The sequence below is a fragment of the Pseudomonas sp. 1L-E-NC-VB-C3 genome (genome assembly GCF_057291535.1).
In genome coordinates, this window is sequence record NZ_JBXAWD010000009.1 from 113666 (window position 1) to 124344 (window position 10679).

Below are 10679 nucleotides of genomic sequence, written 5' to 3' on the forward strand. Positions count from 1 at the left end.
GGGGCTCGAGGCAATGTTGCCGTGTAGCTCCGTTTTTGCGTTTTCAGTGAGAAGGCGAGGGGCGACATGAATACTTCAGACAGCAGGTCAGGGTATGAATCAGGTGATCCCAACGGCAAGCCTGAGCAAAGTTTTGATCATTTGAAGGACAACGTCAGCGAAGCACTGGGCGGTGCGCGGCAGCAGGCCGATGCGCAATTCGGCCAGTATCGCGACACGGCGGCCGAGCAGATCGAAGCCTTGGCGCAAGGGGCGAAAAGCTTTGTCTCGGAACTGCAGGACAAGGACACGCTGGGTATGTCCGACTACCTGACCGACATGGCGGATTCCATGACCGGGCTGGCGGGCAATTTGCGCGGCAAGAGTGCCGAACAGTTACTGCACGATGCAGCGGATCTGGCGCGCAGCAATCCGGGATTGTTCATCGCCGGCAGCATTGCCATCGGTTTCGGCCTGTCGCGGTTTCTCAAAGCAGGCACCTCTGCAGCAGCGACGGTCAGTGCCGAACACGATCCAGCGGCGGGCTCCACCTCTACGCCACCGCCAGCCGATTACGGCGCGCAGCGACCCTATGAATCGTCGATGCCGTCGTCGACCCACGCCAATCCGGGACTGGCCACCGGCATCACCCCGACCTCGCCCAGTGACAGCGATCACCCCGCTGATTTTGCCGCGGCTTCCGTACCGCACGCACCCGACGCCAAAGGAGAACTGTGATGAACAGAGATGAATCTGATCTGAGCGGGGCAAGGCCCCTCGGCCAAACGGATGACGCCTCCGTGGTCGGCCTGTTGCGACAACTGTCGCGCGAGGTACCGGCCTTGTTCACCAAGGAACTGGCACTGGCAAAAGCCGAACTGCACAACAGCCTCAGCACGCTGAAGGCGGGCATCGCTGCGGTGGCCGGCGGCGCGATCGTGTTCCTCGCCGGCTTCATCATTCTGCTGATGTCGGCTGTGTACGGCCTGAGCATGTTCATGGCGCCATGGTTGGCCGCGCTGATCGTCGGCGTGGTGGTGATGATCATCGGCTTCGCCATGCTGCAATCCGGGAAAAAGCAATTCGAGCCATCTCACTTCAAACCTGATCGCACCCTCGACGCCTTGAACAAGGATCAGGAAGCGCTGCGGAGGAAAGTCTCATGAAAAGCGAACTGGATATCGAAGCGGAAAAAAGCCCGGAGCAGATCGAGCGCGAAATCGATGCGCAGCGCGCCAGCATCGGCAACATCGTCGATCAACTGGAGAGCAAGTTCACCCCCGGGCAGATGATCGATCAGGCCTGGGGGATGATGCAGAGCAACGGCTCGACGTTCTTCACCAATCTCGGCACCAGCGTGCGCAATAATCCGGTGCCAGCGGTGCTGACTTCCGTGGGCTTGCTCTGGCTGATGATCAGTCAGAATCGCCCACCGGTGCCGCAGCCGACGTATCGCAGCGGGCCGGATCAGGACAAGGCCGGCGAATGGGCCGATGGTTTGGCCGACGGCATCGACAGTGCGCGCGCGCATTTGCACTCGACCTCGGATTCGCTGAAGGAGGGTTACCAGTCACTCAAAGGCAAGGCCAGCCACCTCGGTGAAAACGTCGGTGCGGCGAAGGAAAACCTGAGCCATGCGATGCATGACGCCGGTGACCGGTTGTCGCGCAATTCGCAGGTGCTCGGCCAGCAGTTCAGTCACCTGCTCAAGGAGCAACCGCTGATGGTGGCTGCCGCAGGGGTCGCTTTGGGTGCCTTGCTCGGCGCGGCGTTACCGACCACCTCCACTGAACAGCGCTACATGGGCCGCACCAGCGCTGGCATGGTCGACAAAGCCAAGCAAAAAGCTCAGGAAGGTTATGAAGCCGTGCGTGACACGGTGACCCGAACCACTGAACAAACCGAAGTCGAGACCAAACCGGATCCGGCGCGGCCGTCTTCTTCGGATCTGTCGCAGGGTCTGGGTACATCCTGACGGGGAGAAACGAGGGAGGTCTGCAATGGGCCTCCCTTCGTCGTTGTACGGCGGTGATTCGGTGCGCCGCTGTGGTGAGCCAGCCTGTGAAAACGTAGCCTTGCCCCGGATCATTGTGGGAGCGAGCCTGCTCGCGAAAGCGCTGGTTCAGGCGATGATGAGGTTGAATGTGCCGACGCCTTCGCGGGCAAGCCCGCTCCCACAGGGATTTGGCTTGGATTGAAGAGTTGCGTTTGTCAGCGGTTGTATTTCAGTGCTTCGACAAACGCTGCAAACGCTGCCGAGCCTTGGCGCCGGTTCGGGTAGTACAGGTGATAGCCCTGAAACGTCGGGCACCACTCTTCCAGCACTTCTACCAGTCGCCCGTCGGCCAGATACGGCGCGACCAATTGCTCGGGCACGTACGCCACGCCGATGCCATCCACGGCGGCATTGAGCACGTGCATGATGCTGTTGAACACCAACTGCCCGTCGACCTTCACGCTGAAATCCTGACCCTTGTGCGCAAACTCCCAGGCGTATATCGCGCCGGCCGGTTGGTGGCGGATGTTGATGCAGGTGTGTTCCGTCAACTGATGCGGCGTGGCGGGGGCCGGGTGGCGGGCGAAGTAATCGGGCGAGGCGACCACGGCCAGGCGCCAGTCCGGGCCGATGCGTACGGCGATCATGTCTTTGCTGATTGATTCACCGAGACGAATACCAGCGTCGAAGCGCTCCTTGACAACATTGGTGAAACCATAATCGACGTAAAACTCCAAGGTGATGTCCGGATAGTCCTGCAAAAACTTTGTAAGCATCGGCCGAATGCACAACTCAATCTGATCGTCCGTGCAGGAAATCCGAATGGTGCCGCTGGGCTTGTCGCGCAATTCGCCAAGGGCTTCGAGCTCGGCGCTGATCTGCTCGAACAGCGGCGCAATCGAATGCATCAAGCGCTCGCCAGCCTCGGTCGGCGAGACGTTGCGCGTCGTGCGAGCCAGCAAGCGGATACCCAGACGCTGCTCCAGCGCGCGGACCGTATGACTCAACGCAGAAGGCGTGACGCCGAGGCGAGCAGCGGCTTTGGTGAAGCTTTGATCCTGGGCCACCGCCAGAAAGGCCTGCAGGTCATTGACTTTGGTGTTGCTCATTGCTGAATTTTTCTCAAAAGCACATGAAGATTACCGCTACTAATCAAGTTAAGTCCGATCCGTCAAGCTTTGCAGCCTGAGTAGCGGGGCAGAAGTGCCTCGACCATTTGTTCTTCCAAACAGGTTTTTGCATGACGGCCCAAGCAATCGACAACCCGACAAACCAGCCCATGGGCGTGTCCACTGCCGGCGAGCAACCGGCGTACTGGAGCGGCGTGTTCGCCATGACCCTGTGTGTCTTCGCGCTGATCGCCTCCGAGTTCATGCCGGTCAGTCTGCTCACGCCCATGGCCACGGACTTGCACATCAGCGAAGGCCTGGCCGGCTACGGCATCGCCATCTCCGGCGCGTTCGCGGTGCTGACCAGCCTGACGATCACCAGGCTTGCCGGTTCGATGGATCGCAAGCGCCTGTTGCTGCTGTTGACGGCGCTGATGTGTGCGTCCGGGCTGGTGGTGGGCCTGGCGCCCAACTACACGGTTTACATGATCGGTCGCGCATTGATCGGCGTGGTGATTGGCGGCTTCTGGTCGATGTCGGCAGCGTTGGCCATGCGTCTGGTGCCCTCCGCCAGCGTGCCCAAGGCATTGGCAATTTTTAACGGCGGCAATGCTTTGGCTACGGTGGTCGCGGCGCCGCTGGGCAGTTATCTCGGCAGTGTGATTGGCTGGCGCGGGGCGTTTTTCTGCCTGATACCGGTGGCGTTGATTGCGCTGCTCTGGCAATGGATCAGCTTGCCCGCGCTCCCCGCCGCGCCACGCAAAGCCAGCGCAGCCAACGGCTTTGCGTTGTTCAAAAGCCGCCGGGTGGCATTCGGCATGCTCGGCGCCGGCCTGTTCTTCATGGGCCAGTTTGTGCTGTTCACTTACCTGCGACCGTTTCTGGAAACCGTGACCCGGGTCGATGTTTCGGTGCTGTCGATGATTTTACTGGTCATTGGTGTGGCGGGGTTTATCGGCACCGTGGTCATCGGTTCCGTGTTGAAGAAGGGGCTGTATCGCGTGGTGATCGCCATCCCGCTGTTGATGGCGATGATCGCAGTGGCGCTCGTCGGGCTGGGCAGTTCAGTGGTGGCGGCGTTCGTGTTGCTGAGCCTGTGGGGATTGATCGCCACGGCGGCGCCGGTGGGCTGGTGGTCGTGGCTGGCGCGCACGCTGCCTGACGATGCCGAAGCCGGCGGTGGGCTGATGGTGGCGGTGGTGCAGTTGTCGATCGCTTCGGGGTCGACCGTCGGTGGTCTGCTGTTCGACGGCAGCGGCTATCGGCTGACCTTCTTCGCCAGCGCGGCATTGCTGGTGCTGGCGGCGCTGATGACGTGGCTGACGTCGCGGCAGAAAGCCTGACTCAGCTCTCGGTATTTTCCACTGAAGCCTGCGCGGCTTCGGCTTCCAGCTTCAGGCGATCAGCCTTGCAGATGTATTTGGGCTTTTTCGGCGCCAGTTTGGCGTTGGCCTTTTTGGCTTTTTCCTTGAACAACTGCTGCAGCTTCTTTTGACGATTCATGTTTTTTCGATCGCGGGTGGAGAGGGTGGGAATCCTGACGCAAGGCCGAGTGGTCAGCAAGGAGAAATCCACTAAGCTGAGCACATTCCCCCCAACTCAAGCCCCCCCAAACCGAAGGAATCGCACATGAGAAAAGCTCGCAGATTGATTGTCGCGCTGTCTTGCCTCGCGCTTGTAGTCGGCAGCACGACGGCACTGGCCGACCCCGGCAATGGCAAGGGCCAGGGCGGCCAGGGCAACGGCAAGGGCAAACCGCAGAACATGCAGGATCATGGTAAACAGGGTGGGGGCGGTCAGGGCAATGGCAATAAAGGCCAGCAACACTCTGGCAATGGCGGCGGTGCTCCGAGCATTGATCGCGGCAATATTCTCGGCATCGTCGACGGCTATCGCGGCGAATACTGGAATCCGGGGCCAGCGCTGCCGCCTGGCGTTCAGAAGAATTTGGCGCGGGGCAAACCGCTGCCACCAGGCATCGCCAAGAAGCTGGACGGGCGTCTGCTCGGCCATTTGCCTCATTACGACGGCTACGAATGGCAACAGGTTGGCACCGACCTGATCCTCGTCGCGCTGGCTACCGGGCTGATCTACGAGGTGCTCAACGGCGCGTTCGATTGATTCTGCAAAGAGGAGTGGCAGCACCTGCCGCTCCTTTTTTATTCATGCATAGCTGCATCAGATGCAGCAATGAACTGCATTCAGGTTGGGTTGTTCGTTGAATGCTGAGCTTTCAGACTGAGCTCAACGGCTAACGAATGAATGGAGATGACCATGGCCAATGCAATCCGCTTCACCGCAACCGGCGCACCGGATGTCCTGCAATTGCACACTGTCAGCGAACAGACCCCCGGGGCTGGCGAGGTCTGGCTGGAGCAAGCGGCGGTGGGCGTCAATTACCTCGATGTCAGCCAGCGCAAAGGTGCAGTGCCGGTGGCGTTGCCTTCGGGGTTGGGTCTGGAAGGCGCGGGCCGGGTGGCGGCGGTCGGTGCCGGTGTGAGCAATGTGCGCGTCGGTGATCGGGTCGCTTACGCCACCGGGCCCCTGGGCGGTTACGCCTCGGCGCGGCTGTTTCCGGCAGAGCGCCTGGTGAAGATCCCCGATGAGTTGTCGTTCGAAGATGCGGCGGCGGTGTTGTTCAAAGGCATCACCGCGCAGTATCTGCTGAAGGCGACTTATCCGGTCGGGCCGGGCACGACGATGCTGCTTTACGGCGTCGCGGGTGGTCTGGGGGAAATCATGGTGCCATGGGCCAAACACCTTGGCGCGACGGTGATCGGCGTTGTGTCGAAGCAGGCCAGTGTCGACAAGGCGCGCGCCTCGGGCTGTGACGAAGTGCTGGTGTTCAATGCCGAGACCCTCGCCGCCGACGTGTTGCGTATCACCGAGGGGCGCAAGGTCGATGTGGTGTATGACCCGATTGGTCGGGTGTCTTTTCAGGCCTCGCTGGACAGCTTGCGCCCACGCGGATTGATGGTCTCGTTCGGCGCGCAGACCGGCGCGCCGGCAGCGGTGGAAATGGCCACGCTGAACGCCAAGGGCTCGCTGTTCCTGACCCGTCCATCGCTGGCCGCGCACACCGCCACGACAGCCGAGTATCAGGAGCGCGCACAAGATGTGCTGGCTGCGGTGGCCGCCGGTATCATCACGCCGCAAATTCGCGCGCGGTATTCATTGGCCGACGCGGCACAAGCGCATGCCGATCTTGAATCGGGCAGATCATCAGGGGCGATCATTTTAAAACCATGAATCTGGATGTTCTGAGCAACCCGCACAGCGATGAAATCGCTGCTTTCCTGGCCGTCGCCGCGCAAGGCTCGTTTGTCGCGGCGGGGCGTTTGTTGCAGCGCCATCCGACCATTGTTTCCAAGCGCCTGGCGGCGATGGAGAAGCGACTGGGCGTGCGGTTGGTGGAACGCTCGACGCGACACGTGCGTATCACCGAGACCGGCCTGCAACTTGAACAACGCTTGCGCGCGGCCGTCGAGTTGATGAACGAAGCGCAGCAACAAGCGGTGCAGGGCGCCAGCGAAGTACGCGGCACCTTGCGCCTGGCGTTGCCGGCGGCGATGGGGCGCTTGTGGCTGGGGCCGCTGCTGCCCGAATTTCTCAAGGCCCATCCGCAGGTTTCGCTGGTGGCCGATTACAGCGAAGGTCTGGTCGACATCATCGAGCAGGGCTTCGACGCGGCTATTCGCATCGGCGAGCTGGACGATAATCGGCTGATCGCGAAAAAGCTCAGCGACCATCGACGGATTCTCTGCGCATCGCCGGCCTACATCGAGGCCCATGGCATGCCGCAAACCCCGCAGGACCTGCTTCAGCACAATTGCCTGCGCTTCAGCGGGCTGGCGTCGTTCCCGCTGTGGCGCCTGCATCGGGGCAAGGAGGTGCAGGCCATCACGCCCCACGGCAACCTGACCGCCAGCGACAGCGAATCCCTGCTCGCCGCCGCCCGCGCCGACGCCGGCATACTCGGTGCCGGCGACTGGCTGATGAGCCGCGATCTGGCGGCAGGTCGGTTGATTCACGTGCTGCCCGACTGGCATCTGGATTCGGCGGGCGGCGTTTATCTGGTCAGGCCGTCATCGCGGTTTCCAGCGGCGGCGGTGGTGGCGTTCAAGGAGTGGATTGAATCCAAATTCGATCCGGCGCCACCTTGGGCGGTTTGATCACAACCTGCATCAAGACCGACACTGACCCTGTGGGAGCGAGCCTGCTCGCGAAAGCGCAGTGTCAGTCATGGATGATCTGGCTGACCTGACGCCTTCGCGAGCAGGCTCGCTCCCACAGCTTTCGTGGCTTGCTCAGGAATTGCCGAACATACGTATATCCAATGTGGGAGCGTGGGCCAGTTTGGGCGCACAAAAAAAGCCCGGCATTGCCGCCGGGCTTCGGTGTCTTCAACACTTCAAGCGGCGATTTTGTTGGCCGCCATTTCCTTTTTGTGGCTCGCCTTCATGGCTTCCATTTGCGCGCCCAGTTCCTCGAGCTTGGCCTTGCCCAGAAGCTTCTGCGCTGTCGGGAACATTTCCTCTTCTTCCTCCTCGATGTGGTGCTCCAGCAGTTCCTTGACCACTTTGACCCGACCGGCAAATTCCGGGCTGCCCGGATCGGTTTCCTTCAAATCAGGCAGCACCAGCGAATCCACGGTGCGGTGCTCTTCCTTGGCTTCGTAGTACATGATGTCTTCTTCCTTGCTACCGGCTTCCTTGAACGCAGGGTAGAGAATCTCTTCTTCGAGGCGGGTGTGGATGGTGATTTCCATTTCCAGTTTGCCCAGCAACTCGACGCGTTTTTTCAGCGCGCGGTCGGTGGATTCACTCAGTTGGCTGAGGATGGCTTTGACTTTTTCATGGTCGGCTTTGAGAAGGTCGATGGCATTCATTTTTTGAGGCCTCTGCTTTTCACGGATTGAACACAGCGTTCTTTTTCGCGCTGCTGTGTATTCAGGAAGAGGCTATCGCAGGACTCATGCCAACTCGCCGATCAAGCGCAACCCTTCTAAATCAAGGGCTGGCATCGAAGCAGGCACAATGCTTTCGTGCAGCCTGCAAGAAATCCGCGTGGCGGGCATTGCATATAACAAGCCCGGCAAAAGCCGGGCTGTGGTGATACTTGAGACGGGCCTGCGCCCGTGGGTCACCGGTTAGCCTGGGAAGGCGAAATGCGACCGACATGCTTGGGTCCCGCCAGTGCCCAGGCGATCAGGCCGAACAGCGGCACGAACACGATCAGCACGATCCACACGCCTTTACTACTGGATTTCCCTTCGCTTTTACGCACCCGATTGATGGCCCAAAGCTCGATCAGCACAAGAATGACCGCCAATACGATCCAAACGGTTTCGATTTGCATAGGCTTAGCTCCTGATGGTCTGTGCGTTAGGCGACGAGAGGGGCGTTGGGTTCATTCTTTTTGCCTGGGACAAGCGGACGGGGTGATACCCGGTTGCAAAATAAATGTCTGGTCGCCGCTGCGCCCTATATCCTCTGCGCCACACGTTTAGGCTGGAACAGGGATAGGGCAATGGCATTCAGGGTGATGGTCGTCGGTGGTTACGGCAATTTCGGCAGCATCGTTTGTCGGCATCTGGCGCTCATGCCAGAGATTGAACTGCTGTTGTCGGGCCGCGATGCACGCAAGTTGCAAATCAAGGTCGCTGAGCTGCAAGCGCAATCAGGCCGTCCGTGCGATGGCTGGTGCGGCGATGCGCTGGGCGCGGATTTTCAGGCGGCGTTGCGTGAGTTCAATGTTCAGTTGGTGGTGCACACCGGCGGGCCGTTTCAGGGGCAATCCTACGCAGTTGCTGAAAGCTGCATCGGCGCCGGTGTGAATTATTGCGATCTGGCTGACTGCCGCACCTTCGTCAACGGCATTGATGTGCTCGACGCCCGCGCCAGGGAGGCTGGTGTGGCCGTGCTCAGCGGTTGCAGTTCGGTGCCGACCTTGTCTTCGGCGATCATCGATCAGCAGCGCCCACGTTTTGCGCGAATCGACTCGATCGAGCATGGCATTTCTTCCTCGGCAAAAATGCCGGGGCTGTCCACGGTCGAAGGCGTGCTCGCTTATGCCGGCAAACCGATCAGGCAGTTGAAAAACGGCCAGGTTCACGAAGTATTGGGTTGGCTCGATCTGACCCTGCGCAGCATGCCGCAACTGGGCACGCGGGTGCTGGCCAATGTCGATGTGCCGGACATGGATATTTTCGCTCGCCGCTATGGCGCACAGACGCTGCGCTTCAAGGCTGGCGCCGGCCTGAAGCTCGGCGGCGTCGCCAATGCCTTGCTGGCGCAAGCCTTGCGCTTCGGTCTGGTGCGCGATCATGTGCGCTGGGCGGCGCGCCTGCATCGCCTGGGTACGTGGTTCGAACGTTTCGGTGATGGCAAGAGCGCGATGTACATCGATGTTCGCGGCATCGGTGTCGAAGGCCAGCCGCTGAGCATGACCGCGCAACTCACCGCACTGAATGACAAAGGCCCGGAAATCCCCAGCTGCGCCGCCGTCGCCCTGGCAATCAAAATGGCGCGGGGTTATGCACCGCAACCTGGTGCGCGGCCGTGTGTTGGCGAAATCAGCGTCGATGAATATCTGGCGGCGATCAACGATCCGGCCAACTTGAGCCTGTCGGTTCAATTCTCCGATGGACAGCGTTGAGATGGTCTATCTCTGCCTGAAGTACCTGCATGTAATCGCGGCGATTTTCCTCTTCGGTTTCGGCATGGGTTCCTACCTCTACCTGATCGCCGCCAGCCGCAGCGGCAACCCGCAAGTGATCGCCCATGTCGCAAGGATGGTGGTGCGTTTCGATACGTGGATCACCACGCCGGCAGGGATTGTTCAGGTCATTACCGGCTATCTGCTGATGCGGCTTTCCGGGCTTTCGATGAGCAGTGAGTGGCTGCTGACGTCGCTGATCATTTTCTTCTGCATAGGCGCACTGTGGCTGCCTGTACTGGTATTGCAAAAGCGTCTGCAGAAGATGGCGCTGAGCGCGGGCGAGGGCGGCCTGCCTCTGGATGATCGCTTTGCAAGCACTTACCGCTGGTGGTTCTGGATGGGCATCGCCGGGTTCGCCGGGATGTTTGTCATCGTGCTGATGATGGTGACGAAGATGACACCGGTGCAACTGGTCGGGTTAACCGTGGGCTTTTAGAAAGCGGCTTTCATGATCCGCTGTTGGCAGCAGGCAAGTGTCGTACTTGCCGAACAGCCGATAGCGGTTCAGCGCGATTCGATCGTAAGCCCAGTCACGCAGGCGGCGCGGGAAAATCCGCAGCAGTTTCAGCGGCTGCCAGCGCATCGGCAGTTGCCCGACCACTGCAAGGAATGCATCTGATCGCTCCCAATAATTGCGGTCGCGGATCACCGCCATGGTGTCGAACTCATCCAGGGGCAAGCCGGCCCACGCCAGCAAGGCCTGGCCTTCGGGCGATTGCACGGTCGCCAGACGCACATGGCGCTGATGGTCATGGCGAATCAGGAAGCGCGCCCAGCCGTTGCACAGTTTGCACACGCCGTCGAACAGCACCACGGTTTCGCCTGGCTTGAGCAATGGCGCGGGGGTGGGGCGGGTTTTCATGGCAGGCATCGGC

Annotated in this window: 14 protein-coding genes; 9 read left to right on the top strand and 5 right to left on the bottom strand. The window is 60.5% G+C overall.

The window, feature by feature from the left end:
- Positions 1-66 precede the first annotated feature (66 nt).
- The 3 genes from AC0Z5Z_RS16250 to AC0Z5Z_RS16260 are packed head-to-tail and all read left to right on the top strand — an operon-like array spanning position 67 to position 1954.
- Positions 67-717, top strand: coding sequence for a hypothetical protein (locus tag AC0Z5Z_RS16250; protein ID WP_236169183.1), 651 nt, complete (start codon positions 67-69; stop codon positions 715-717).
- Positions 717-1145 (top strand): phage holin family protein, encoded by a 429-nt coding sequence (locus tag AC0Z5Z_RS16255; RefSeq protein WP_052392217.1) that lies wholly within the window; start codon positions 717-719, stop codon positions 1143-1145. Before AC0Z5Z_RS16250 ends, AC0Z5Z_RS16255 begins: the two co-directional genes overlap by 1 nt.
- Positions 1142-1954, top strand: coding sequence for a DUF3618 domain-containing protein (locus tag AC0Z5Z_RS16260; protein ID WP_236169185.1), 813 nt, complete (start codon positions 1142-1144; stop codon positions 1952-1954). Before AC0Z5Z_RS16255 ends, AC0Z5Z_RS16260 begins: the two co-directional genes overlap by 4 nt.
- A 236-nt stretch (positions 1955-2190) precedes the next feature.
- Here AC0Z5Z_RS16260 and AC0Z5Z_RS16265 read toward each other — a convergent pair whose 3' ends face one another.
- Complete coding sequence (locus AC0Z5Z_RS16265; protein WP_485611316.1) at positions 2191-3084, bottom strand: LysR family transcriptional regulator; 894 nt, start codon at positions 3082-3084, stop codon at positions 2191-2193.
- A 131-nt stretch (positions 3085-3215) separates the two neighbouring features.
- On the opposite strand from AC0Z5Z_RS16265, the gene AC0Z5Z_RS16270 reads away from it, so the two are divergent.
- On the top strand, positions 3216-4427 hold the full coding sequence (locus tag AC0Z5Z_RS16270; protein WP_485611317.1) for an MFS transporter: 1212 nt from the start codon (positions 3216-3218) through the stop codon (positions 4425-4427).
- Between the two features lies 1 nt (position 4428).
- Here the strand turns inward: AC0Z5Z_RS16270 and AC0Z5Z_RS16275 are convergent, their stop codons facing one another.
- Positions 4429-4587: a DUF2986 domain-containing protein gene (locus AC0Z5Z_RS16275; RefSeq protein ID WP_081932631.1), complete on the bottom strand. Its 159-nt coding sequence runs from the start codon at positions 4585-4587 to the stop codon at positions 4429-4431.
- A gap of 126 nt (positions 4588-4713) precedes the next feature.
- Here AC0Z5Z_RS16275 and AC0Z5Z_RS16280 point away from each other — a divergent pair, with 126 nt between their 5' ends.
- From AC0Z5Z_RS16280 to AC0Z5Z_RS16290, 3 genes are all read left to right on the top strand, one after another.
- The gene (locus AC0Z5Z_RS16280) at positions 4714-5205 is read left to right on the top strand and encodes an anti-virulence regulator CigR family protein (protein ID WP_056784860.1); all 492 of its coding nucleotides are present in this window, start codon (positions 4714-4716) and stop codon (positions 5203-5205) included.
- Between the two features lie 153 nt (positions 5206-5358).
- Positions 5359-6333, top strand: coding sequence for a quinone oxidoreductase family protein (locus tag AC0Z5Z_RS16285; RefSeq protein WP_485611318.1), 975 nt, complete (start codon positions 5359-5361; stop codon positions 6331-6333).
- The gene (locus tag AC0Z5Z_RS16290; protein ID WP_485611319.1) at positions 6330-7256 is read left to right on the top strand and encodes a LysR family transcriptional regulator; all 927 of its coding nucleotides are present in this window, start codon (positions 6330-6332) and stop codon (positions 7254-7256) included. Before AC0Z5Z_RS16285 ends, AC0Z5Z_RS16290 begins: the two co-directional genes overlap by 4 nt.
- 239 nt (positions 7257-7495) lie before the next feature.
- On the opposite strand, the gene AC0Z5Z_RS16295 is transcribed toward AC0Z5Z_RS16290, so the two are convergent.
- Both AC0Z5Z_RS16295 and AC0Z5Z_RS16300 read right to left on the bottom strand, forming a co-directional pair.
- Positions 7496-7972, bottom strand: a complete 477-nt coding sequence (locus AC0Z5Z_RS16295; protein WP_485611320.1) for a PA2171 family ribosome-binding persister protein — start codon at positions 7970-7972, stop codon at positions 7496-7498.
- 254 nt (positions 7973-8226) lie between these two features.
- Positions 8227-8442, bottom strand: a complete 216-nt coding sequence (locus AC0Z5Z_RS16300; RefSeq protein ID WP_041480553.1) for a PLD nuclease N-terminal domain-containing protein — start codon at positions 8440-8442, stop codon at positions 8227-8229.
- Between the two features lie 171 nt (positions 8443-8613).
- On the opposite strand from AC0Z5Z_RS16300, the gene AC0Z5Z_RS16305 reads away from it, so the two are divergent.
- Together AC0Z5Z_RS16305 and AC0Z5Z_RS16310 are read left to right on the top strand one after the other, a co-directional pair.
- Positions 8614-9741, top strand: a complete 1128-nt coding sequence (locus tag AC0Z5Z_RS16305) for a saccharopine dehydrogenase family protein (RefSeq protein WP_485611321.1) — start codon at positions 8614-8616, stop codon at positions 9739-9741.
- Position 9742: 1 nt separating this feature from the next.
- Positions 9743-10240, top strand: a complete 498-nt coding sequence (locus tag AC0Z5Z_RS16310) for a DUF2269 family protein (RefSeq protein WP_485611322.1) — start codon at positions 9743-9745, stop codon at positions 10238-10240.
- Here AC0Z5Z_RS16310 and AC0Z5Z_RS16315 read toward each other — a convergent pair.
- Entirely contained in the window at positions 10223-10675 is a 453-nt protein-coding gene (locus AC0Z5Z_RS16315) for a thiol-disulfide oxidoreductase DCC family protein (RefSeq protein WP_310220457.1), read from the bottom strand. The two genes, AC0Z5Z_RS16310 and AC0Z5Z_RS16315, sit on opposite strands and share 18 nt — an antisense overlap.
- Positions 10676-10679: the final 4 nt, after the last annotated feature.